The organism is Crossiella sp. NPDC003009, from assembly GCF_053591555.1.
In genome coordinates this window covers 41949-63127 of record NZ_JBSFUA010000011.1, presented here as the reverse complement: position 1 = coordinate 63127, position 21179 = coordinate 41949, and the positions used below count along the sequence as shown (strand labels likewise).

The following is a 21179-nucleotide window of genomic DNA, read 5'->3' as shown; positions in this document are numbered from 1 at the left end:
CGGATGACGGGAGTCATTGGTGCAGTTGCTTCGTCTTGAGCGGGAGTCGTCCGGGTTGGCCGTGCTGACCATCGACGCGCCGCCGTTGAACCTCTACACCGCGGCGTTGCAGGAGGAGTTGCTGGCCGCGATCGGTGAGCTGGAGGCGGAGTCGCCGAGGGCGTTGCTGGTGCGGGCGGCGGGGAAGGTGGTCAGTGGCGGGGTGGATGTGTCGCTGTTCGCCGAGCAGGCTGACGCGGGGCAGGCGAAGGTGTTGTTCGACCGGATGCTTGAGGTGCCGGAGCGGATCGCGGCGTTGCCGTTCCCGACCGTGTTCGCCGCGCATGGCCTGTGCCTGACCTGGACGTTCGAGGTGGCGCTGGCGTGTGATCTGTTGGTGGCCAGTGAGCGGGCCTCCTTCGGTCTGGTGGAGAACGTGATCGGGTTGACCCCGACGATGGGTGGCACGCAGCGGCTGGCGGCTCGGGCGGGGGTGGCGCGGGCGAAGGAGTTCGTGTTCACCGGGGACCGGTATCCGGCGGAGGCGTTGCGGGAGTGGGGTGTGGTGAACCGGGTGCTGCCGGAGGCGGGTTTCGCCGAGGCGGCGCGGGAGCTGGCTGTGCGGCTGGCCGGTGGTCCGACCAGGGCGCACGCGGCGACGAAGCGGGTGCTGGCGCACTACGAGCGGGGCGGGGTGGCGGAGGCGAACCGGGAGGTCACCGGGATCGCGGCGGAGTTGTTCGAGACCGAGGACCTGCGTGGTGGGGTGCGGTCGTTCCTGGCCGAGGGTCCGGGCAAGGCGACGTTCAACGGCAGGTGAGCCGCTCCCCTGCAACCGGTTCTGGGTGTGGCACGTTAGTGGTCATGGGGACGCTGGGGCGGGGTTTTGGCCGGTTGTGGGCTGTCGGCACGGTGTCGGCGGTCGGCGATGGGGTGACCATGGTGGCCGGTCCGTTGCTGGCGGCGTCGCTGACCAGGGATCCGGTGCAGGTGGCCGGGCTGGCGGTGGCGCAGCAGCTGGCGTGGATGCTGTTCGCGCTGCCGAGCGGGGCGCTGGTGGACCGGGTGTCGCGGCGGCGGGTGCTGGTGGCCGCGGCGCTGGTGCGGTCGGTGGCGCTGGGTGCGCTGGGGCTGGCGTTGCTGGCCGGTCAGGCGTCGTTGTGGCTGTTGTACGTGGTGTTCTTCGTGGTGGGCTGTGCCGGGGTGGCGTTTGAGAACGCGGCGAGCGCGTTGGTGCCGGTGCTGGTGCCGCCAGCGGGGTTGACGCGGGCGAACGGGCGGTTGCTCGGGGCGGCGGTGGTGGGGCGGGACCTGCTGGCCAAGCCGGTGGGGGCGTTGTTGTTCGCGGTGGCGGTGTGGGTGCCGTTCCTGCTGGATGCCGTGGCGTTGTTGCTGGTGGCGGTGTTGTCGGCGCGGTTGCCTGCTGGTGTCGCGGAGCGGGGTGCGGGGCGGGCTTCGGTGTGGGCCGAGGTGGTGGCCGGCGTGCGGTGGTTGTGGCGGCACCGGGTGTTGCGGGTGCTGACGGTGGCGGTGGCCGCGGAGAACGTGACCGTGGGGGCGATGTCGGCGGTGATGGTGCTGATCGCGCGGGAGCGGCTGGGGGTGGGTGAGCTCGGGTTCGGTGTGCTGATGGTGGTGTCGGCGGTGGGCGGGGTGCTCGGTGGGTTGCTGGCGGATCGCCTCATCGGATGGTTGGGGGTGCCGGTGCTGGTGCGGGCGGGGCTCGTGCTGGAGGCGGTGGCGCACCTGGCGCTGGCGGTGAGCCGGGAGGTGGTAGTGGCCGGGGTGGCGCTGGCGGTGGTGGGGGCGCAGTTGCTGGTGTTCTCCACTGTGGGGGCGTCGTTGCGGCAGTCGTCGACGCCGCCTGAGCTGCTGGGACGGGTGCACAGCAGTTATCGGTGGGTGACCGGGGCGGCGATGCTGGCTGGGTCGGCGCTGGGTGGGTTGCTGGCGGGCTGGTTCGGGCTGGCGGCGCCGTTCTGGTTGGGTGCGTTCGGGGTCGCGGTGCTGGCGGTGCTGCTACCTGCCGGGGTGTTCCGTGAGGTCCCGCTAGCCACCACCAGGTGAATCCATTTTGGTGTATATAAACCTCATGGTATGTTCCTCCTGTGCCCGCAACCTTCGAAGTACTCGCCGAACCCACCCGCCGCCGCATCCTCGACCTGCTGCTGGAACGCCCCCGCCTGGTCGGTGAGCTGACCGAGCACCTCGGCCTGACCCAGCCCGGCACGTCCAAGCACCTGCGCGTGCTGCGCGAGGCCGGACTGGTCCACGTCCGCCCGGAGGCCCAGCGCCGCTGGTACGAGCTGCGCCCGGAACCGCTGGCCGAGATCGACGCCTGGATCGCCCCCTACCGCCGCCTGTGGACCGACCGCCTCAACGCCCTGGAAAACCACCTCGACACCATGCCCGCCACCGAAACCCAGCCCACCACTGAGCCCAAGCCCGACAAGGAAGCCCGATGACCACTCCGCCCCTGCCTGGCGACACCACCCGCCTGCCCGACGGCCGCCTCGCCCTGCGCATCGAACGCCACCTGTCCCACCCGCCGGAGAAGGTCTGGCGCGCCCTGACCACGCCGGAGCACCTCAGCGTCTGGTACCCCTTCCCCGCGATCGAGCTGGACCTGCGCCCCGGCGGCGTCATCCGCTTCGACAACGGCGAGGGCGGCACCCTGGACGGCGAGATCACCGACGTCGACCCGCCCAAGGTCTTCGCCTTCCGCGAGGTCGACGACCACCTGCGCCTGGAACTGCACGACCAGCCCCCCGGCTGCCTCCTGGTGCTGACCCACACCTTCGCCGAAACCGCAGGCTACGAGAACTACACCACCGGCTGGCACAACTGCCTGGACGCCCTCACCACCCACCTCTCCCCCTGACCCCCGCCCCGCCGGTCCCCTCCCCCAGCCCGCAACCCACGAAAGGCACACAACCCAACCCACGCAACCCTGCATCGCCTCGCCCAACCGTGCCCCGGCACACGACACGCAGCCGCGCTCAACCCCACCCGTGGCCCTCTGTCGGCAAAGCCCTCGCCGGACCGAGAACCATTGCCCAGCAACGGTTCTGTGCAATCCGCGGCATGCTTGTCCCTGGTGCGGGTCGCGCTGGTCCCTGCTGCCGTCGCGGCAGGGCCGTTGCCACCCTCGGCGGGCAGGCTCGCTGAGGTCGCCAGGACCGCTGCCCGGTAGTGGTCTGCCCAATCCGCGACAAGCACAGCGTCCCGGCGAATCGCTGTGACCAGCCAGCGTGCGCCACGGTTGTCCGCAGAAGTGGCGAAGTCGATCACTGCCCTATCGTCCGCAAGACCGGAAAGCCCAGTCGCACAAGGAGGAGCCGTCCATGGGGCTGCTTGCTGGCAAGACGCGCTCATCACCGGCGCGAGTTCCGGGATCGGCGCCTCGGCCGCCATGGTGTTCGCCGAGCACGGGGCGAACGTCGTGCTGGCCGATGTCAACGCCGAAGCCGGAGCCGAAGTCGAGCGGGCGGTTCGGGCCACCGGCGCGCAGGCGGTGTTCGTGCGCACCGACGTGACCAGGGACGCGGACGCGGAGGCCCTGGTGCGGGCGGCGGTGAATCGGTTCGGGCAGCTGGACTGCGCGTTCAACAACGCCGGTATCGATGGGTCAGTCAGCGCGCTGGAGGAGCACACCGAGGAGGACTGGGACCGGGTTCTCGGGGTGCACCTCAAGGGCGTCATGTTGTGCATGCGGCACGAGGCGCGGCAGATGCTCGCCCAGGGTGGCGGCGCCATCGTGAACACCGCCTCGGTCGTGGCCTTGAGCGCGGTGGATGCCGGGCTCTCGCCCTACATCGCGGCCAAGCACGCGGTGGTCGGCCTGACCAAGACCGCTGCCCTGGAGTACGCCAAGCGCGGGATCCGCGTCAACGCGATCTGCCCCGGTGGAGTTCGCACCCCGCTCGCCGAGCACGCCCAGCAACAGGGCGCTGGGACCATCGAGCAGGCGCTGGCCATGATTCCCATGGGGCGGCTGGCTGAGCCGGTGGAGATCGCCAACACCGCGGTCATGTTGTGCTCGGACCTGGCCAGTTACGTCACCGGCAGCATCTTCGCCGTGGACGGGGGCTGGAGCATCGGTTACGCGCCCCGGCTGTGGGGTCCCGCGCCAGCTCCGGTCGACTGATCGGGCCGGTCAGCCGAGCTGTTCGGCCAGTTCGATGATGATGCCCTCGGGGCCGCGGAGGTAGCAGATCCGGAAGCTGTTCTCGTAGCGCACCACTTCGCCGACGAGTTCGCCGCCGTGCGGCCGCAAGCGGTCGAGCAGCTCGTCCAGGCCCTGGACCGCGAACAGGATGTGCCGGATGCCGAGGGCGTTCGCCGGGGCGCTCGCGTCGCCGGCGGGGCTTGCGGGTGCGTGGTATTTGCACAGTTCGAGTCGGCTGTTGCCGTCCGGGGTGCGCAGCATCGCGACGTCCGACCGGACTTCGCGCAGCCCGACGATGCGGTCCACCGAGGGGCCCTCGACCGGCATCTGGCCTTCGAGTTCGAGTCCGAGCTCGACGAAGAAGGCCACGGCGGCGGCGAGGTCGTTGACGACGATGCCGATGTGTTCCATGCGCTGGATCGTCATGCCGGTCTCCTTGGTGGGGCGGCTGGGGTGGCCGCGTCTGGTCCTGGGACGGAGCCGCCGGGCTGGTCTCGACATCCGTGGCGCGCGTTTGTTGGTTCAGTCTTGGCTGTATGGTTCTGGGTGTGCTGAAGTGTGAGACGCGGGAGGACGCGCTGGCCCGGCTGGGGCGCGCGCTGGCTGATCCGACTCGGTGCCGGATCCTGGTCGCGTTGCTGGACGGGGTGAGTTATCCGGCGCTGCTGGCCGAGCGGTTGGCGCTGACTCGTTCGAATGTCTCCAACCATCTGGCCTGTCTGCGGGGTTGCGGTCTGGTGGTGGCCGCCTATGAAGGCCGTCAGGTCCGCTACGCGCTGGCCGATGAGCACCTTGCCCGCGCGTTGCGGGAGCTGGCGCAGGTTGTGCTGGCCGTCGACACCGGGCAGCCCTGCCTCTCCACGGATGGGAAGGACACAGCGTGAGCCGCGAGCAAGCCATGACCGGTGACTGCGCGGGCGGGTGCTGCGCCGCCACTCCCCCGGCGCCGGACACGGGACGGCGGGCGGTGCTCATCCGGCGGGTGCGGCTACTGGTGGCCGCGACGATCACCTACAACGTGGTCGAGGCCGTGGTGGCGATCACCGCGGGGACCCTGGCCTCCTCCACCGCGTTGATCGGGTTCGGGTTGGACTCCGTCATCGAGGTGGCCTCGGCGGTGGCGGTGGCCTGGCAGTTCTCCGGCCGCGACCCCGAGGGGCGGGAGCGGGCGGCGTTGCGGGTGATCGCGTTGTCCTTCTTCGCACTGGCCGCCTATGTGTCAGTCGAGTCGGTGCGGACCTTCGTCGATGCCGAGCCCGCGGCGCATTCCACGATCGGGATCGTGCTGGCGGCGGTGTCGCTGGTGGTGATGCCGTTCCTGTCGGCCGCGCAGCGGCGGGCCGGGCGGGAGCTGGGGTCGGCCAGTGCGGTGGCCGACTCGAAGCAGACGCTGCTGTGCACCTACCTCTCCGGTGTCCTGCTGGTGGGACTGCTGCTGAACTCGCTGTTCGGGTGGTGGTGGGCCGATCCGCTGGTGGCGCTGGTGATCGCGGCGGTGGCGGTCAAGGAGGGCCGGGAAGCGTGGCGGGGTCAGCACTGCTGCTGATGGCGAATGGGACTTGACCTTCGAGTCGGGTTGAAGGTCTACCGTCGGGTGGTGAGCGCGATGCGGATCTCCCAACTGGCCGAACGCACCGGTGTCCCGGCCAGCACCCTGCGGTTCTACGAGAGCGCCGGACTGCTGCCCGCCGAGCGGACACCGGCCGGTTACCGCCACTACGGCCAGGACGCGGTGGAGCGGCTGGAGTTCATCGGGGCGGCCAAGCACCTGGGTCTGCCGCTGGAGGAGATCGCCGAGTTGCTGGCGGTGTGGGAGTCCGGGTCCTGCGCGGAGGTCAAGGCCCAGCTGCGGCCGCGGATCGGCGCGCGGATCGCCGGTGCCGAGCAGCGGGCGGCGGAGCTGGCGGCGTTCACCGCGCTGCTGCACCGGGCGCTGGCGCACCTGGACGCGCTGCCCGACCGCAGTGGCCGCTGCGACTCGCAGTGCGCCCTCCTCGACACCGGCGCGGATTCCGGCACCGGCACCGGCGCAGATCCCGCTGGCGACGCGGCGGGCAGCCAGCAGTGGCGCACCGCGCCGGTGGCCTGCTCGCTGACCGGGACGGGGCCGGCTGGGACGGCGCTCACCGAGCGGGTGGCACAGTGGCGGCGGCTGCTCGACGGCGCGGAGACCGAGGCGATTGCGGAAGGGGTGCGGCTGGTGCTGCCTGCCAGGCGGGCCGGGGAGGTCGCCGCGCTGGCCGTGGACGAGCAGGGGTGTTGTCCGTTCTTCGACTTCCGGCTGCACCTGGACGGTCCGGTGCTGTACCTGGAGGTCCGTGCGCCCGCTGACGGGGCGGAGCTGCTCGCCGAGTTGTTCACGCCCGCCGACTGACCTCATCCGCGAGGAGCTTGTGCGCATGGAACGCCACCAGGTCGCCATCTACCTGGGCGCGCTGGCAGCCGGGGCCGCGGTGGGCTGGGCCGTCCCGGCCGTGGGGCCGGGGCTGGAGCAGGCCATCAACCCGGTGCTGGGCGCCCTGCTGTACGTGACCTTCCTGCAGGTGCCCGTGGCGGAGCTGGGGCGTTCGCTGCGGGATGGGCGGTTCCTGGCCGCGGCGCTGGTGGTCAACTTCGTGGTGGTGCCGCTGGTGGTCGCCGGGATGTTCGCCTTCCTGCCTGGTGAGCGGGCGTTGCGGCTGGGGGTGTTGCTGGTGCTGCTGACCCCGTGCGTGGACTACGTGATCGTCTTCAGCGGGCTGGCCGGGGGCAGCAGCCGGCGGCTGCTGGCGGCCACGCCGGTGCTGCTGCTCGCGCAGATGGTGCTGCTGCCGGGGTTGTTGTTGCTGTTCCTGGGGGCGGAGCTGGGCCAGGTGGTGCGGGCTGGGCCGTTCCTGGAGGCGTTCCTGGTGTTGATCGTCGTTCCGCTGGCGCTGGCCTGGCTCACCCAGGCCTGGGCGGCTCGGCGTGCGGCCGGGCGGGCGGCCGTGGCGGCGCTGGGCACGGCCATGGTGCCGCTGATGGCGGTGACGCTGGTGATCGTGGTGGCCTCGCAGGTGCCCAAGCTTGGCGCGGGGCTCGCCCGGGTGGCGGGGGTGGTGCCGTTCTACGTGGTGTTCCTGGTGGTGATGGCCTTCGCCGGGGTGGCCGTGGCGCGGTTGTTCCGGCTGGATGTGCCTGCTGGGCGGGCGATCGTGTTCACCGGGGCCACCCGCAACTCCCTGGTCGTGCTGCCGCTGGCGCTGGCCCTGCCGGACTCGCTGGCCCTGGCCGCGGTGGTGGTGGTCGCGCAGACCCTGGTCGAGGTGGTCGGCATGGTGGTCTACGTCCGGGTGGTGCCCCGGCTGCTGCCGGAACGCTGAAGCGGGCCGTCCCGCGCTGCCCTGGAGCGGCGCGGGACGGCCCGGGCGGGGTCAGCGGCAGGTGCCGCCCTGGGTGGTGATGGCAGGGTTGAGCGGGTCCCGGTAGTCCAGCGTGGTGGTGGACTGGCATTCCGGGTAGCTGATCTCCAGGTGGCCCTCGTGGCCCCGGCTGCGCAGGATCGGGCCGGAGACCAGGGGCGCGCTGGTCCAGTTGGCCACCGGCTGGCCGTCGATGGACTTGATCAGCGTCTCGTAGTTGTCGCCGGTGGTGAGCTTGAACTGGTAGCGGCGGCCCTCGGCGGTGGTCATGGTGCCAGCCGACTGGTTGGCGATCTCGGCGGTCAGGTTCGGGTTCCGCTCCCTGGTGCGGGTGTGGAAGGTGGCGAAGTCCATGGTGGTGGACTCCACCGCGTGCAGGACGCCGACTGTGCCGTGCGCGGGGTTTCCGCTGTCCACACTGTTGAGCGCCACGTACACACCGAGGTTCCCGCAGGCCGGGGTGTTGAGGTTGAGGAACTCCCAGCGGGCCTCGGTCACCCGCTGCGCGCACTCCCGCAGGAACTGCGGCACGCTCAGCCGCAGACCGCAGGCGAAGCCGTCCTGCACGCAGGTGTTGACCCGGTCCCGGTCGGCCGGGCCGCCGCTGTTGTGGAAGCCGTCGAAGCGGATCAGGTCATCGGCGCGGGTCTCCCGGCCCGGGGAGTTGTGGGTGGGCATCAGGGTGGTGGCCTGGGCCCGGCCGTAGAGCTTGGGGCCGCGGAACTCGTCCAGGCCGTAGCCGCTGTTGCCCCAGATCCCGCCCGCGGTGAGCTGGAAGGACGGCGAGCTGCGGTAGACCTCGATGCCCGGCATGGCGCTGTCGGCGGAGAAGCTCAGCTTCGGCCGCGCGCCGTGCTGGAAGGAGTGCTGGTAGGCCGCGCCGGACTTGTCCATCGCCCGGTGGATCGCGGCACGGGGCGGCACATAGCCCGACACCCCGACGATGAGCGCCTCACCGCTGAAGTGGTGCGGGATGCGCCCGCCGGTGTTGCCGGCCAGGCCGGTCCAGAGCAGGAAGAAGCCGGTCTGCGGGTCGGAGTTGCCGGTGTAGTAGCTCTGGTTGTCGGCGTCGGCGCGGTCGGTGATCCGGCGGAACGGCCCGGCCCGGCGCAGCTGGTTGCTGCTCACCGCGAACTTGGTGGTGGCGTAGTCGAGCACGATCTGGGCCGCGGTGCGGATGGCCGGGTCCTGGGCGTGGTCGAACAGGTTGAGCAGCGCGTTGAGCGAGTACCGCTGGTAGGGGCGGGCGTTGTACTCCATGAAGTCGTGCTTGGCGAAGAGTTGCAGCAGCCGCAGCAGGTGCTCGCGCATGCCGTTGGCCACGTTGTCGTAGCGGGCCTCGCCGGTGGCCTCGCGCAGCCGCTGGTTGCTCAGGTAGCGGGAGCTTTCGATGAGCAGCCGGTGGTTCTCCGTCTCCGGCACGTTGACCAGGCCGCAGACGGTGATCTTCTCATCGTCCACCGAGTGCGGGCCGTTCTCGCTGAGCAGGTGGTGCAGCAGGTGCTTGCGGGTCAGCGGGTAGACCAGGTCCCAGTACTTGCTGGTGATCACCACCAGGCTCTTGAGCACCGCGTCGTAGTCGGCGTCGCGGTGGCAGGTCGGGATGTCGTCGGTGGAGGAGCCGGTCAGGTACGGGCGCATCTGCCGCAGCACCCGGTTGACCAGCTCCTGGCTGGGCGCCTGGTTCTCGCACTGGCTGCCCGTGCCCTTGCGGCGCAGCCGTTCCAGGTGCGCCATCAGCGCGATGCCGGTGTCCTCGCCGGCCTTCTCCCCGGTCGGGCTGAGCACGCTCTGGCAGGCCTGGTAGTCCGCGACCAGCTCACGTCGCTTGTCCAGGTGCCGCGGCGCTTCCGCTGGGGTGGTGGCGGTGACGCCCGCGAGGTCGACGCCGCCGGGGAAGCGCACCGTGGTGGCCACCCGCTGGGTCCAGCCCTGGCGGCACTGCGCGCCGCCCAGGCTGTTGTCGCAGCCCTCGACCTCCACGCCGATCTCGCCGCCGACCTCGGCGTTGAAGCTGTAGAAGCCTTCCCGCCGCCGATCCTGCCGGTACTTCACATCGGCCTGCTTGGCCTCCCGGCCCGGCTGGTACCAGCGCACGATGAAGAAGTCGTAGAAGTAGCCGTCGGTGGGTCCCCACTCGACGTAGACCCGGCCCTTGACCGAGTAGGTGGCCACCACCAGGTTGCCGCCCTGGCCCGGTGACTCGGCGAGCTGGCCGTGCTGGAAGCTCTGCACCCGGCCCTTGGGCGCGGTCACCGCCGCACCGGTCGGGCAGCCGAGCTTGCCGGTCGCCCCGCCCATCTCCCGCCAGCGCCGCCCGAGCGTGCCCTCCACCGCGGCGCCGGGGCAGCCGGTCGGGGTGGCGCCGGTGTCCGGCAGGGTGACGCTCACCGGGATGGCGGCGCCCTGGTCGCACTTGTGCCCGGACTGGCCGGGCAGCTTGTCGCAGCCGGTGACGGTGAAGTCGTAGCGGCCTGCGCCGCGGGTCAGCGGCATGGTGAAGGTGCCCCAGGTGCGCGGGCCGCCGTAGACGTCCTCCACGCGGGACAGGCCGTTGTGGAACCAGCCGATCAGGAAGCCGTCGTAGTTCCACGGGTCGTTGGTGGGACCCCAGTCCACGGTGACGTCGTTGTGCACCCGGTAGGCCGAGACGACCAGGTTCGGGCCCTGGTCAGGGGACCAGACGACCTCGCCGCGGTCGAAGGACTGCTTGCGGCCGCGGCGGCCGGGCACGTCCTGTTCCTGGCCGGTCGGGCAGCCCAGCGGGCCCGCGCCGGCGTTGAGGTCCTGCCAGCGCTGGCCGATCAGGCCACCCGCGGTGATCGTGCAGGTGACCGCGGGCGTCGCCGGCGGTGCGGCGGGTGGCTCGGGTGGTCTGGGCTGGGCCGTGGCGCTGGCCGTGAGCGTCCCGGCGGCCAGGGCTGATGCGAGCAGCAGCCCCCACCAGCGCCGTGCGCGCGTTCCTGACACCGTGTTCTCCCCTGGATCTCGTCCTGGCCAATCTGGCCGGTGCTGCCGAGTCTCGGGGCGGCCGGGGTTGTCCGGGCAGGGGTTCGCCGTATCCCAATTGCCGGGGAAACCGGGGATACCGGGGGCGAACTGGGCGGGGAGGGGTTCTACGGGGCCGGTCCCGTGGGTGCCGGGACCGGCCCCGTAGAGGCTTACTTGATCACATGGGCAGCTGGTCGCGGAAGAACTTCCGCACATCCGCCACGAACAGCTCCGGCTCCTCCATGGCCGCGAAGTGCCCGCCGCGGGGCATCTCGCTCCAGTGCGTCAGCGTCGGGTGCTGCTTCTCGGCCAGCCGCCGCACCGGCTGGGTGAGGTCGTGCGGGAAGACCGCCACGCCCAGCGGGCAGGTCAGCGCGGGCTGGCTGCCCCAGGCGCGGGCGGACTCGTAGTACAGCCGCGCGGAGGAGCCGGCGGTGCCGGTGAGCCAGTACAGCATCACGTTGGTCAGCAGGTGGTCGCGGTCCACCGCGTCCTCGGGCGCGGAGTCGGAGTCAGTCCACTCCTTGAACTTCTCCGCGATCCAGGCCAGCTGGCCCACCGGGGAGTCGGTGAGCCCGTAGGAGAGGGTCTGCGGCCGGGTGGACTGGATCTTCATGTAACCGGACAGTTCGTCCTGGTAGCGGCCGAGGGTGGCCAGCTTGGCCTGCTCGTCCTCGGTGAGCTCGATCCCAGGGTCGGGCAGGGTGATGAGCATGTTCAGGTGCACCGCGTGCACGTGGTCTGGGTCGGCCGCGCCCAGTGCCAGGCTGATCGCCGAGCCCCAGTCCCCGCCCTGGGCGAAGTAGCGGTCATAGCCCAGCCGCCGCATCAGCTCGGCGAAGGCGCTGGCCACCCTGGCCACGTTCCAGCCGGCCTCGGTGGTCGGGCCGGAGAAGCCGTAGCCGGGAATGGAGGGCAGCACCAGGTGGAAGGCGGGGCTGCCCTCGGGCGCGCCGTGGCCGCGCGGGTCGGTCAGTGGGCCGATCACGTCCAGGAACTCCGCGATCGAGCCGGGCCAGCCGTGGGTCATGATCAGCGGCACCGCATCCGGCTCCAGGGAGCGGATGTGCAGGAAGTGCAGCCGGTGGCCGTCGATCTCGGTGGTGAACTGCGGATAGCTGTTGAGGCGCTGCTCGTGGGCGCGCCAGTCGTAGCCGTGCCGCCAGTGGGCAGCCAGCTCGCGCAGGTAGCCGAGCGGGACCCCGTAGTCCCAGCCCGCACCGGGCAGCTCCTCCGGCCAGCGGGTCAGGTCCAGCCGCGCGTGCAGGTCGTCCAGCTGGGACTGGGGAATGTCGATGCGGAAGGGGGCGATCTCGGTCATGACACCACCGTAGGCAGCGAAGAGGACAACCTCGGTCCTCTGTGGTCAGCGGTTACGCCTTGGCCGCCGCTTTGGCCGCCTTCTTGAACTCGCGGACCTCGGTCAGGGTGGCGGTGTCCACCACGTCGGCCACACTGCGCCGGGCGCCGTCCTCGCCATAGGCGCCCGCGGCCGCGCGCCAGCCCTTCGGGGTGATGCCGCGCTGCTTGCCCAGCAGGGCCAGGAAGATCCGGGCCTTCTGGTCGCCGAAGCCGGGCAGCGCCTTAAGCCGCTTGAGGACCTCCTTGCCGTCCGGCGCGCCTTCGGTCCACAGCCGCTCGACCTGGCCGTCGTAGTGCTCCACCAGGAACCGCGCGAGCTCTTGCAGCCGCTTGCCCATCGAGCCGGGGAAGCGGTGCACCGCGGGCGGGGTGGCCATCACCGAGGTGAACTCCTCGGGGTCCAGCTCGGCGATGCGCCGCACGTCCAGATCGCCCAGCCGGTCGGCGAGCACCCTGGGGCCCTTGAACGCCTTCTCCATCGGGATCTGCTGGTCCAGCAGCATGCCGAACAGCAGCGCCAGGTGGCTCTCGGTCAGCAGGGCGTCCGCGGCCGGGTCCTGGGCCAGGCACAGCGTGCGAGTCATGGCGACAAGGATGGCAGTAGCCTCTCGCGGGTGCGTCCCTTGGGTGTGTTCCAGTGCGTCGTCCTGGACTGTCCGGCCCCGCGCCGACTGGCCGCCTTCTACCAGGAACTGCTCGGCGGCGAGGTCAACCGGCCGGACCGGCGGTGGGCGGTCAACGCCGACTGGTCCACCCTGCACCTGCCCGACGGCCAGGTGCTCTGCTTCCAGCGCCAGCCGCGGCACCAGCCCCCGGTGTGGGGCGATCCGGCGCGGCCGCAGCAGGCGCACCTGGACATCGACGTGGCCGACCTGGCCACCGCGCACGAGCGGGTCCTGGAGCTGGGGGCCACCCTGCTGGACGGCATGCTCGGGCGCGGCTGGCAGGTCTACGCCGATCCGGCCGGGCACCCGTTCTGCCTGCTGGGCCACTGACTGCTGGGCCTTTGACCTGGGCTGATGCCTACCGCCACGGGTGTGGCACCACAACTGGGGTGGTCAGTGGGCCAGGCCGCGCACGATGACGTCCAGGCCGGCCTCGTAGCGGCGGTCGAAGTCGCTGAACAGCTCCTTGCCCGCGGCCACCGCCAGCGGGGTCGCCTCGGCGTCCATCCGGGCGGCGCGGGTGGCGAAGTCGTAGCTCGGGTCGCGCTCACCGGGGCGCGGCTGCACCGCCTGCTCCTCGATGACGAAGCCGACGGTGAAGTGGTAGACCGTGGTCAGTGCGGTGATCGCGGCGGAGAGGCTGAAGCCGGCGGCGGTGAAGATCGCCAGCGTGCGCTCCATCGAGGCGTAGGCGCTGGTGTCGGTCAGGTGGGTGCCTGCGACCATGCGCGCGCCGTCGCGGTGGCTCAGCAGCGCGCGGCGCAGGCCGTGGCCGTTGCGCCGGGCCACCCCGCGCCAGTCCAGCCCGGCCTGCTCGGCCTCCGGGACCTCGGTGGCCGAGCGCAGCACCCGGGTGGCCATCTCGTCGACGAGCTCCTGCTTGTTCTTGAAGTGCCAGTACAGCGCCGGAGCCTGCACGTCGAGGCTGGCGGCGATCCGGCGCAGGGTCAGCGCGTCCAGGCCGACCTCGTCGAGCACCGCCAGTGCGGTGCGGACCACAGTGTCGCGATCCAGAGCCATGGTTGACAGCTTAACGCCGTTCAAGCAACCTTAACGACGTTAAATTGAACGACGTTAAGGAGCGCTCGTGCTGCCCGTCCTCATCGCAGGCGCCGGACCCACCGGCCTCACCCTGGCCATCGACCTGGCCCGCCGGAACATCCCGTTCCGCCTGGTCGAGGCCGCCACCGAACCCTTCGCCGGATCCCGCGGCAAGGGCATCCAGCCCCGCACCCAGGAGGTCTTCGAGGACCTCGGCGTGCTGGAGCGCCTCCTCGCCCACGGCGGCCCCTATCCGCGGATGCGCGCCTACCGCGGCTACCAGGTGCTCGGCGAGCACCGGCTCTTCGAACCCCGCGAAGCCACCGACGCGGTGCCGTACCCGAACGGCCTGATGAGCCCGCAGTGGCGCACCGAAGCGCTGCTGCGCGAGCGCCTGGCCGAACTGGGCGGCGCGGTGGAGTTCGGCACGCCGCTGACCGGGTTCACCCAGGACACCGACGGGGTGAGCGCGACCGTGGGCGGGCAGACCGTGCGCGCCTCCTACCTGGTGGGCGCGGACGGCGGCCGCAGCTTCGTGCGCAAGACCCTGGGCGTGGACTTCCTCGGCGAGACCATCGAAACCCAGCAGATGCTCGTCGGCGACCTCCGGCTCACCGGCCTGGACCGCGAGTTCTGGCACCTCTGGCCGGGTGAGTCCGGCAAGCTCGCGCTGTGCCCGCTGGCCGGGACCGACACCTTCCAGCTCATCGCCCCACCCCCGGACGGCGTCGAGCTGCCCACCCTGTCCGGGCTGCAAGAGCTGGTCACCGCCGCGACCGGGCGGGCGGACCTGCGGCTGACCGAGCTGATCTGGCTCTCCCGGTACCGGGCCAACGTGCGGATGGTGGACCGCTACCGGGTCGGCCGGGTGTTCCTGGCCGGGGACGCCGCGCACGTGCACTCCCCCGCCGGCGGCCAGGGACTCAACACCGGCGTGCAGGACGCCTACAACCTCGGCTGGAAACTGGCCGCGGTGCTCTCCGGAGAGCCGGACGAGCTGCTGGAGACCTACCAGGCCGAGCGGCTGCCGGTGGCCGCGGACGTGCTGGGGCTGAGCTCACGGCTGGTCGAACGGGACGCCGCCGAGGGCATCCGGCGCGGCAAGGAGACCGACCAGCTCGACATCAGCTACCGCGGCGGGCCACTGGCGGCGGCAGGCTGGCACAGCGCGACCGGGCTGGCCGCCGGGGACCGCGCGCCCGATGCCCGGCTGGCCGACGGAAGGCGGTTGTTCGAGCTGTTCCGCGGGCCGCACTGGACCCGGCTGGAGTTCGGGACGAGCGCGGCCACACCTGAGCTGACCAGCCAGGACGTGCGCACCGTCATGGTCACCGAGGAGTCGGTGCGGGCCAGCTACGGCGTGCCGGAGGGCGCGGTGGTGCTGGTGCGGCCGGACGGCTACCTCGGTGCGATCGAGGTGCCCGCGCGCGCCGCTCAGGCCGTGGGCTGATAGGTGCCGAAGCACCACACGTTGCCCTCGGGGTCGGTGGCCGCGTACTCCCTGGACCCGTACGGCTGGTCGGTCAGCGGCATGATCACCTGCGCCCCGGCGGCCACCGCCTGGTCGTGGTGGGCGTCCGGGTCGGCCACCACCAGGTAGAGCACGCTGCGGCCGGTGTCGAACGGGCTGGGCTCGGCGCTGCGCTGGCTGAGCATGATCAGCCCATTGCCCCAGGACAGCTCGGCGTGCTCGATCACGCCGGCCGGGGACCGGGAGACCGACTTCTCGGTGAAGCCGAACACCGTGGTCAGATGGGTGAGCGCGGCGTCGGCGTCGGTGTAGCGCAGGGCCGGGTAGATGCTGGGCGGACTCGTCTCGGTCATCCTCCGACGGTAGCTAGAACAGGCTGATCTGGCGCGGTTTGCGCTTGCGCGGCACCGCCTCGCCGTGCCGCGCCAGCAGGTCCGCGCCCAGCACCGCCAGGAACGGCGACACCGGCAGCGAGCGTTCCGCCCCGTGCCGGTGCCGCTGGACGGCGTGGCTGAGGTAGAGCCGGTCCTGGGCGCGGGTCATGCCGACGAAGAACAGCCGCCGTTCCTCCCGCACGTGCTCCTCGTCGACCCCGGCCGCGCCCTGCCAGCGCAGCGGGAGCAGGCCGTCCGCGCAGCCGATGAGGAAGACCACCGGGAACTCCAGGCCCTTGGCCGCGTGCAGGGTCAGCAGCGAGACCCGGTCGGCGCGCGAGTCCAGCGCGTCGACCTCCGCGCCGAGGGACAGCTCGGTGCGGAAGGCGTCCAGGTCCTGCTCGTGACGGCGGGTCAGCGGGGCGAGCAGCTCCAGCGCGGTGTGGATGTCGGCCTCGCGTTCGGCCAGCTCGGCGGCCGGGATCCGGCTCAGCGCGGTGTTCGCGGCCGCGCGCACCCTGGCCGGGACGTCCTGGGCCGCGCCGGGGTCGGTGAAGGTCAGCTCGCGCAGGATCTCGGCCACCCCCGGCCGGTGCAGCAGCCGGTCGTGCGAGCGTTTCTGGAACGGCACCCCGGCCCTGGTCAGCGCCTCCACCACGGCGCGGGCCTGGCTGTCGGTGCGGTACAGCACGGCGAAGTCGCTGAAGGACAGCCCACCGTCGCCGTCCCCGTCCACCCGGCCGCTGTCCAGGGAGTGGAAGGAGGAGCCGCCCAGCAGCTGGTCGATGGTGCGCGCGACGAAAGCGGCCTCCGCGGTCTCATCGGCGGCGGTGTGCAGGCCGATCGGCGCGTGCTCGGCATGGCTGCCGCAGGCCAGCAGCTCCCGGCCGGGCACCAGGGTGGTGGGCTCGATGGCCTGGCGGGCCCCGGCGATGATGTGCTTGCCGGAGCGGTAGTTGCGCCTCAGCTGGACGGTGGCCGCGCCGGGGAAGTCCTGCTGGAAGCGCAGGAAGAACCCGACGTCAGCGCCGCGGAAGCGGTAGATCGCCTGGTCGGGGTCGCCGATGGCGGTCAGGTTGGCCCGCTCCCCGGCCAGCAGCCGCAGCAGCCGGTACTGGAGCTCGTCCACGTCCTGGTACTCATCCACCGAGATCCACCGGTAGCGCTCGCGGTAGGCCGCGGCCAGCTCCGGGTCCTCTTCCAACAGCCGCACGGGCTGGGTGATCAGGTCGTCGAAGTCGACCAGGTCCCTGGCGCGCAGGGTCTTGGTGTAGCTCTCCCGCAGGTGCGGGTCCCAGTCGGTCTTGCCGTCCAGGAGCTCGCGGGCGGTCTTCTCCGCGCCGGTGACCTCGGTGAGGATGGCCAGCTGCGCCTCGGTGCCGGCGATGGTGAAGTTCGGCGAGAGGCCGAGGCGTTCGTGCAGCTCACGCAGGAAACGCACACCGAGGGCGTGGAAGGTGGAGATGGTCAGCCGCCCGGCGTGTGCGGGGGCCAGCAGGGCCAGGCGCTCCCGCATCTCCTCGGCGGCGCGGCGGGTGAAGGTGATCGCCAGGCACTGCTCCGGCGGCACGTCGTGCGCGGTGACCAGGTGCGCCAGGCGGTGGGTGAGGGTGCGGGTCTTGCCGGTGCCCGGTCCGGCGATGATCAGCAGCGGGCCGCCGAGGCGTTCGGCGGCGGCGCGCTGGTCGGGGTCAAGGCCGTCGAGCAGGGACGCCGGTGCCCCGGTCGCGGCGGGCTCCGGGACGGCGGCGAGCCCTGGCGCGGGCGGCGGCTCGGCGGGCAGGTCGGGCTCCGCGGCGGGACGCGGCTTGGGCTTCGGTTCGGGTTGCGGGGCGAACAGGCTGTCCTCGAACAGCGCGAAGGAGTTGGCCTCGGTGCGGCGGCGCAGCTCACCCGGCTCGAACAGCCGGATCACCCCGTACTCCCCGTCGTAGCCGGAGTCCCTGATCACCGTGCCCTGCCGCAGCCGCCCGATCGCCTCGCCCAGCAGCTCGTGCTGCTCGGCGATCAGGTGCAGCGGCACCTCGTCCAGGATGGTCAGCTCCGGGCCCAGCGCGGTGGTCAGCGCGTTGAGCGCGGTCTGCACCTTCTTCGACTTCGGGCCGACGCCGAGGATCTCGCTCATGATCTCCGGCAGCGGCACCAGGCTGCGGAACCCGGCCGCGCCCTCGGGCCGGTAACCGAGCGGGCGGTCGGCCAGGTCGTTGACCCGGCTGAGCACGCCGACGGTCAGCGGCTTCTTGCACTCCGGGCAGCGTCCGTCGTGCGCGCGGGTCTGCGCCGGGTCGAAGCGGACCTCGCACTTGCGGTGCCCGTCCAGGTGGTACTTGCCCTCCTCGGGGAAGAACTCCGCGGTCCCGGCGAAGCCCTCGCCGGTCTCCAGCGCGCGGCGCAGCGCGAAGTAGTCCAGCGCGGTGTCGAAGACGGTGGCCTCCCGGCCCAGCATCGGCGGGGAGTGCGCGTCGCTGTTGCTGACCAGGCGGTACTTGTCCAGGCCGGAGACCTGCCAGTTCATCTCCGGGTCGCTGGACAGGCCGGTCTCCACCGCGAAGATGTGCTCGGCCAGGTCCAGGTAGCAGTCCTCGATGGCGTCGAAGCCGGACTTCGAGCCCAGCACCGCGAACCACGGGGTCCACACGTGCGCGGGCACCAGGTAGCCGTCCGGGCTGGCCTCCAGGGTGATCTCCAGCAGGTCCCGGGAGTCCAGGCCGAGGATGGGTCGTCCGTCCGAACCCAGGTTGCCGATCTTGCCAAGGCGCTGGTTGAACCGGGCGACGGCCTCCAGGTCCGGCAGGTAGATCAGGTGGTGGACCTTGCGGGTCTTGTCACCGCGCTTGTAGATGGTGGAGATCTCCACCGAGAGCATGAACCGGACGTCGGTGCCCGCGCAGCTGCCGGGCAGGGTCCGGTCGATGTCACGGTCCAGGTCCGGCTTGAGCCGGTAGAGCCCGGGTTCGGCCGGCTCCAGGGTCTCGGACAGGTGCGCGAACCAGGCCGGGTGGGTGAAGTCCCCGGTGCCGACTAGTGCGATGCCCTTGCGCCTGGCCCACCAGGTCAGGTGTTCCAGGTCGCAGTCACGGCTGCAGGCGCGGGAGTACTTGGAATGGATGTGCAGGTCAGCGTAGAAGCGCACGCGGCGATCTTGCCAGCCCGCACCGACACCCTCCTCTTCAGACTTCCCTGCGGCGCAAGGTGATCACCGGGATCGTCCGCGCCCCGGCCCTGACCTGGTACTCCGCCAGCGCCGGGGTGCGGCGCACCGCGGTGGACCAGATCCGGTACCGCTCCCGGCCGGTGGTGACCGCGGCGACGGCGGGGAAGGTCTCGCCGTCGAGCTCCACGGTGACCTCGGGGTGGGTGAGCACCTCGTGGAACCAGCTCGGGTGCTGCGGGGCCCCGCCCACCGCCGCGAAGACGACCAGGCGGTCACCATCGGTGTGGTAGGTCAGCTTGGGCCGTTCCCGGCCCGCGGCCAGCGTCAGCGTGTGCTCAACGGTGTCCGCGCTGCTCAGGTAGGTCATGGCCGGGAGCGTAGGCGGCCGCTCTGACGTTGCGCTTAGCGCGAACACAACGCTGGGGGCGGCCCCGCTAAACGCCTACAAACCGCCGGCCACCCGCACCACCGCACCTGTGGTGAACGAGGACTCCGGGGCGAGCAGCCAGGCCACCGCGGCCGCGATCTCCTCCGGCTCCCCCGGCCGCCCCGCCGGGATCCGGTCGGCCAGCCGCCACGGCCGGTCCGCATCGCCCATGGCGGCGTGGATCTCGGTCTGGATGATGCCGGGGGCCACCGCGTTGACCCGGATGCCGTCGGCGGCCAGCTCCTTGGCCAGCCCCACCGTCATCGAGTCCACCGCGCCCTTGGTCGCCGCGTAGTGCACGTACTCGTTCGGGCTGCCCAGGGTCGCCGCGGCCGAGGAGATGTTCACGATCGCCCCGCCCACGCCACCGGCGGAGGTGGCCATCTGGCGGGCGGCGCGCTGGGCGCACAGCAGGTAGCCGACCACGTTGACCTCCACCACCCGGCGCAGCGTCTCCTCCGACAACTCGGCGAGGCGGCCCAGCGGGCCGGTGATCCCGGCGTTGTTGACCAGTCCGGTGACCACGCCCAGCTCCTGCCCGGCCAGGTCGAAGAGCCGGTCCACGTCCGCGCGCACCGTGGTGTCGGCGCGCACGCACAGGCAGTGCCCGCCGGCCGTGACGATCTCCCTGGCCAGCTCCTCGGCCGGGCCGCTGGCCTGCACGTAGCTGATCGCCACCCGGTGGCCGTCGGCGGCCAGCTTGCGCGCGGTGGCCGCGCCGATGCCACGACCGCCGCCGGTGATCACCGTGACCGGTGCCATGGGTTCCTCCAACTCCGCTGTGTTCGGTTCTAGCGCCCGGTGGCGCGTTTGGCACTTGCGTGTCTCAGGCACACTCATGTGATGACGCCTGGGGGCCAGCAACCACGACGGCCGGGACGCCCGGCCAGACTGACACGGGACGCGGTGGTCGCCGCCGCGGTGGCCATCGCCACGGAAGAGGGCTTGGCGGGGGTGAGCATGCGCCGGGTCGCCGAACGCATGCGCTGCTCCCCCATGGCCCTCTACCGCCACATCAAGGACAAGGACGAGCTGGTGGAACTGGTCCGCGACCAGTTACCCGATGATCATTCCAACCGGTAGAGCAGCGACTCCCGCTGGCTCTGCTCGACCATGGCGATGGTCATCTCGGGCATCCGCAGGTGCGCGTGGGTGACCTCGGCCGGACTGGGCTGGAGACCGGGGTCCAGCCAGTGCTCCGGCTGCCAGGCCTTGGACCGCACGAACGCCTTCGGGCAATGCGCGTAGACCTCCTCCACCCGCACCACCAGCGCCGACCGGGGCGGCTTGCCCACCGCGGTCAGCGACTCCAGCAGCTCAGGGCGCGCACTGACACAGGCGGCGCCGTTGACCCGCAGAGTCTGGCCGCGGCCGGGAATGACGAACAACAACCCGGCCCGGCCGGTCTCGATCACGTTCTGCCAGGTGTCCAGCCGCTTGTTGCCGGTGGCGTCCGGGACCACCAGGTGCTGCTCGTCCAGCACCGAGACGAACCCGGCAGGCCCGCCGCGCGGGGTGACGTCGCAGCTGCCGCTCGCACCGGCGCTGGAGATGAAGACCAGCGGCGAGCAGGCGATGAACCGGCGCGCCATCTCGTCGATCTCGGTGATCTGCTTGCGCGCGGCCAGCGGGGAGGGCGCTTCGTAGAGCTCGCGCAGGTGCTCGGGTGAGCGGATGGCGTCGGTGAACAGGTCCCCAGTCATGGGGTCAGGCTAGCCGCGGGTGATCGGGTGACGGGCGGAGTTGGGGCGGTGATCACGGCAGGCGGGGCGGGGCAGGGCGCGGGCGTCCGGTTGCCGGTGATCGCGGTCCGGTCGTTGGCGGTCGTTGGCGTTCTCGGTTCGCGTTGGCCGGTCGGGAGTCGTTGGGGGCGGTCAGTCGTGGGTCGGTCGGGTATCCGCTGGTCGCAGGGATATGCTGCTGGTGCGGGGCCGGTTGGCGCGGTGCAGGAACAGGCGTCCAGGTCACCCGATCGAGTGGCAAGGTCAAGACGCGAGGCAACCAAAATCGCGGTTTGAGCGTTCCGCAGAGGAACGGTGGCGGCGGCGGACCCCGTCAGGGGCTCGGACCGGCGAGTCACACCGGTCGGTTCGTCGCAGAGGCCAGCCGGTTCGTCGCAGAAGCCGGTTGTCGCAGAAGCCGGTTTGTCCGAGACGGCTCGGGTGTC

Annotated in this window: 22 protein-coding genes; 12 read left to right on the top strand and 10 right to left on the bottom strand. The window is 71.5% G+C overall.

Annotation, left to right across the window (positions count from 1 at the left end; translation table 11 throughout):
- Window positions 1–25: 25 nt before the first annotated feature.
- The 5 genes from ACWDY5_RS14745 to ACWDY5_RS14725 all read left to right on the top strand — a co-directional run bounded on the left by ACWDY5_RS14745 (window position 26) and on the right by ACWDY5_RS14725 (window position 4126).
- Window positions 26–799 (top strand): enoyl-CoA hydratase/isomerase family protein, encoded by a 774-nt coding sequence (locus ACWDY5_RS14745; protein ID WP_449722896.1) that lies wholly within the window; start codon window positions 26–28, stop codon window positions 797–799.
- A gap of 44 nt (window positions 800–843) precedes the next feature.
- Window positions 844–2046 carry an MFS transporter gene (locus tag ACWDY5_RS14740; RefSeq protein ID WP_449722727.1) on the top strand — a complete coding sequence of 401 codons (1203 nt, stop codon included), beginning with the start codon at window positions 844–846 and terminating at the stop codon, window positions 2044–2046.
- Between the two features lie 41 nt (window positions 2047–2087).
- Window positions 2088–2444, top strand: a complete 357-nt coding sequence (locus tag ACWDY5_RS14735; RefSeq protein WP_449722726.1) for an ArsR/SmtB family transcription factor — start codon at window positions 2088–2090, stop codon at window positions 2442–2444.
- The gene (locus ACWDY5_RS14730) at window positions 2441–2860 is read left to right on the top strand and encodes an SRPBCC family protein (protein WP_449722725.1); all 420 of its coding nucleotides are present in this window, start codon (window positions 2441–2443) and stop codon (window positions 2858–2860) included. Before ACWDY5_RS14735 ends, ACWDY5_RS14730 begins: the two co-directional genes overlap by 4 nt.
- 357 nt (window positions 2861–3217) lie before the next feature.
- Window positions 3218–4126, top strand: a complete 909-nt coding sequence (locus tag ACWDY5_RS14725) for an SDR family NAD(P)-dependent oxidoreductase (protein WP_449722724.1) — start codon at window positions 3218–3220, stop codon at window positions 4124–4126.
- Between the two features lie 9 nt (window positions 4127–4135).
- Here ACWDY5_RS14725 and ACWDY5_RS14720 read toward each other — a convergent pair whose 3' ends face one another.
- Complete coding sequence (locus ACWDY5_RS14720; protein WP_449722723.1) at window positions 4136–4573, bottom strand: VOC family protein; 438 nt, start codon at window positions 4571–4573, stop codon at window positions 4136–4138.
- A 122-nt stretch (window positions 4574–4695) separates the two neighbouring features.
- On the opposite strand from ACWDY5_RS14720, the gene cmtR reads away from it, so the two are divergent.
- Genes cmtR through ACWDY5_RS14700 form a run of 4 tightly spaced genes read left to right on the top strand, consistent with a single transcriptional unit; the run spans window position 4696 to window position 7488 of the window.
- Entirely contained in the window at window positions 4696–5031 is a 336-nt protein-coding gene (cmtR, locus tag ACWDY5_RS14715; protein ID WP_449722722.1) for a Cd(II)/Pb(II)-sensing metalloregulatory transcriptional regulator CmtR, read from the top strand.
- A 14-nt stretch (window positions 5032–5045) separates the two neighbouring features.
- Complete coding sequence (locus tag ACWDY5_RS14710; RefSeq protein ID WP_449722895.1) at window positions 5046–5693, top strand: cation transporter; 648 nt, start codon at window positions 5046–5048, stop codon at window positions 5691–5693.
- A 60-nt stretch (window positions 5694–5753) separates the two neighbouring features.
- A complete protein-coding gene (locus ACWDY5_RS14705) occupies window positions 5754–6521 on the top strand; it encodes a MerR family transcriptional regulator (RefSeq protein WP_449722894.1) in 768 nt (255 codons plus the stop codon).
- A 25-nt stretch (window positions 6522–6546) separates the two neighbouring features.
- The gene (locus ACWDY5_RS14700) at window positions 6547–7488 is read left to right on the top strand and encodes a bile acid:sodium symporter (RefSeq protein WP_449722721.1); all 942 of its coding nucleotides are present in this window, start codon (window positions 6547–6549) and stop codon (window positions 7486–7488) included.
- Between the two features lie 51 nt (window positions 7489–7539).
- Here the strand turns inward: ACWDY5_RS14700 and ACWDY5_RS14695 are convergent, their stop codons facing one another.
- The 3 genes from ACWDY5_RS14695 to ACWDY5_RS14685 all read right to left on the bottom strand — a co-directional run bounded on the left by ACWDY5_RS14695 (window position 7540) and on the right by ACWDY5_RS14685 (window position 12464).
- Window positions 7540–10497 (bottom strand): LGFP repeat-containing protein, encoded by a 2958-nt coding sequence (locus tag ACWDY5_RS14695; RefSeq protein ID WP_449722720.1) that lies wholly within the window; start codon window positions 10495–10497, stop codon window positions 7540–7542.
- A 199-nt stretch (window positions 10498–10696) separates the two neighbouring features.
- Window positions 10697–11839 (bottom strand): epoxide hydrolase family protein, encoded by a 1143-nt coding sequence (locus ACWDY5_RS14690; RefSeq protein WP_449722719.1) that lies wholly within the window; start codon window positions 11837–11839, stop codon window positions 10697–10699.
- Window positions 11840–11891: 52 nt separating this feature from the next.
- Window positions 11892–12464 (bottom strand): HhH-GPD-type base excision DNA repair protein, encoded by a 573-nt coding sequence (locus ACWDY5_RS14685; RefSeq protein ID WP_449722718.1) that lies wholly within the window; start codon window positions 12462–12464, stop codon window positions 11892–11894.
- 30 nt (window positions 12465–12494) lie between these two features.
- Here ACWDY5_RS14685 and ACWDY5_RS14680 point away from each other — a divergent pair, with 30 nt between their 5' ends.
- A complete protein-coding gene (locus tag ACWDY5_RS14680; protein ID WP_252480279.1) occupies window positions 12495–12875 on the top strand; it encodes a VOC family protein in 381 nt (126 codons plus the stop codon).
- 63 nt (window positions 12876–12938) lie between these two features.
- Here the strand turns inward: ACWDY5_RS14680 and ACWDY5_RS14675 are convergent, their stop codons facing one another.
- Complete coding sequence (locus ACWDY5_RS14675) at window positions 12939–13565, bottom strand: TetR/AcrR family transcriptional regulator C-terminal domain-containing protein (protein ID WP_449722717.1); 627 nt, start codon at window positions 13563–13565, stop codon at window positions 12939–12941.
- Between the two features lie 67 nt (window positions 13566–13632).
- On the opposite strand from ACWDY5_RS14675, the gene ACWDY5_RS14670 reads away from it, so the two are divergent.
- Entirely contained in the window at window positions 13633–15036 is a 1404-nt protein-coding gene (locus ACWDY5_RS14670) for an FAD-dependent oxidoreductase (RefSeq protein WP_449722716.1), read from the top strand.
- Here ACWDY5_RS14670 and ACWDY5_RS14665 read toward each other — a convergent pair.
- The 4 genes from ACWDY5_RS14665 to ACWDY5_RS14650 form a co-directional block, all read right to left on the bottom strand.
- A complete protein-coding gene (locus ACWDY5_RS14665; RefSeq protein WP_449722715.1) occupies window positions 15021–15410 on the bottom strand; it encodes a VOC family protein in 390 nt (129 codons plus the stop codon). The genes ACWDY5_RS14670 and ACWDY5_RS14665 overlap by 16 nt on opposite strands.
- A gap of 13 nt (window positions 15411–15423) precedes the next feature.
- Complete coding sequence (locus tag ACWDY5_RS14660; RefSeq protein ID WP_449722714.1) at window positions 15424–18564, bottom strand: UvrD-helicase domain-containing protein; 3141 nt, start codon at window positions 18562–18564, stop codon at window positions 15424–15426.
- 37 nt (window positions 18565–18601) lie between these two features.
- A complete protein-coding gene (locus ACWDY5_RS14655; RefSeq protein ID WP_283658840.1) occupies window positions 18602–18952 on the bottom strand; it encodes a nitroreductase/quinone reductase family protein in 351 nt (116 codons plus the stop codon).
- 75 nt (window positions 18953–19027) lie between these two features.
- Complete coding sequence (locus tag ACWDY5_RS14650; RefSeq protein ID WP_449722713.1) at window positions 19028–19774, bottom strand: SDR family oxidoreductase; 747 nt, start codon at window positions 19772–19774, stop codon at window positions 19028–19030.
- A gap of 81 nt (window positions 19775–19855) precedes the next feature.
- On the opposite strand from ACWDY5_RS14650, the gene ACWDY5_RS14645 reads away from it, so the two are divergent.
- The gene (locus tag ACWDY5_RS14645) at window positions 19856–20095 is read left to right on the top strand and encodes a TetR/AcrR family transcriptional regulator (RefSeq protein ID WP_283658842.1); all 240 of its coding nucleotides are present in this window, start codon (window positions 19856–19858) and stop codon (window positions 20093–20095) included.
- Here the strand turns inward: ACWDY5_RS14645 and ACWDY5_RS14640 are convergent.
- A complete protein-coding gene (locus tag ACWDY5_RS14640) occupies window positions 20080–20715 on the bottom strand; it encodes an MSMEG_1061 family FMN-dependent PPOX-type flavoprotein (RefSeq protein ID WP_449722712.1) in 636 nt (211 codons plus the stop codon). The two genes, ACWDY5_RS14645 and ACWDY5_RS14640, sit on opposite strands and share 16 nt — an antisense overlap.
- Between the last annotated feature and the right edge of the window lie 464 nt (window positions 20716–21179).